Here is a 1261-nt window from a genome sequence, read left to right as displayed (position 1 = left end):
GGTGGATTCAAGCGGTGGATGCAACACCGGTTGGTTTTGGTGGGTTCGACAGTAGGTCGTCGAGGGCTTGTGCGGGAGTTTGCCAGCTCAGGGTCTTGCGGGGGCGGCGGTTCAGCTTGGCCGCGACGTGGTCGAGGTAGTCGGGTTGGTAGACCGACAGGTCGGTGCTCTTGGGGAAGTACTGACGCAACAGGCCGTTGGTGTTTTCGTTGGTGCCGCGCTGCCAGGGTGAATGGGGGTCGCAGAAGTAGATCTCCAGACCGGTGGCCTCTGTGATGTTGGCGTGGGAGGTCATCTCGACGCCCTGGTCCCAGGTCAGACTCTGACGCAGGGTCTGGGGTAGCCGGCTCATCGTTTCGACCATGGCCGCAGCGACCGCGTCAGCGCCGTGCCCGTCGGGCAGGTGCAGCAGCATCACGAATCTGCTGGCGCGCTCGACCAGCGTCCCGATCGCTGAGTTCGACGCCGTCGAACCCATGATCAGGTCGCCTTCCCAGTGCCCAGGTACGGCCCGGTCGGCGACCTCGGCGGGGCGTTCGCTGATGTTGACCATGCCCGGGATCCGGCCACGCCGCTCGCCCTCGACGCGGCGGACCTTACGTACGGCACGTCCGGTGCGTAGTCGTTTGTGCAGGTCACGACGAAGCTCACCGCGCCCTTGGACGTACAGGGCCTGGTAGATCGTCTCGTGGCTCACACGCATCTCCGCGTCGTTGGGGAACTCGACCTGCAACTGTGCCGAGATCTGCTCGGGGGACAGCTCCTCCTCCAGCAGATCCTGCACCTTCTCGCGCAGTCGAGGGTTGCCAGCCAGCTTCCCGCCCCGGACGCGTCGGGCACGGTGGTCGGCCGCGAGCTGGGCCGTACTCGCCCGGTACTTCGCACGCCGATCAGGGAATACGGTCGAGCCCCTGGCCAGCTCACGTCCGACCGTGGCTGGGTGACAGCCCACCTCGCGGGCGATCTCAGCGTTTGACACCTTCGCGGCATACAGGACCGCGATCTCCTCACGTTGCTCAAGGGTGAGGCGGGGGCGTTTCGTGGCCGGCGGACGCGATCGGGGCATCACACCACCACGCTCGCGGTACCAATCCATCCCCGCGAACCTCGACACGCCCACCTCGACCGAGGCCTCGGCGACGGTCAGACCCTCACGGACCAGCGCCCAGAACTCCACCCGGACCGACATCGGACACACACGGCTGCGACGCACAGGACACCCCTCAGATCAGAGGTGTTGCATCCAGCCCTTGAGCCCAAG

General features: G+C 66.1%; 1 protein-coding gene. It reads right to left on the bottom strand.

Annotated elements, in window-relative coordinates:
* Positions 1-7: 7 nt before the first annotated feature.
* Entirely contained in the window at positions 8-1189 is a 1182-nt protein-coding gene (locus IRX98_RS22385) for an IS30 family transposase (RefSeq protein WP_443683848.1), read from the bottom strand.
* Positions 1190-1261: the final 72 nt, after the last annotated feature.

The sequence above is a fragment of the Nocardioides lacusdianchii genome, assembly GCF_020102855.1.
In the GTDB taxonomy this organism is placed as follows: domain Bacteria; phylum Actinomycetota; class Actinomycetes; order Propionibacteriales; family Nocardioidaceae; genus Nocardioides; species Nocardioides lacusdianchii.
The sequence above is the reverse complement of the archived record's forward strand: the minus strand, read 5'-3'. Positions and strand labels throughout refer to the sequence as shown.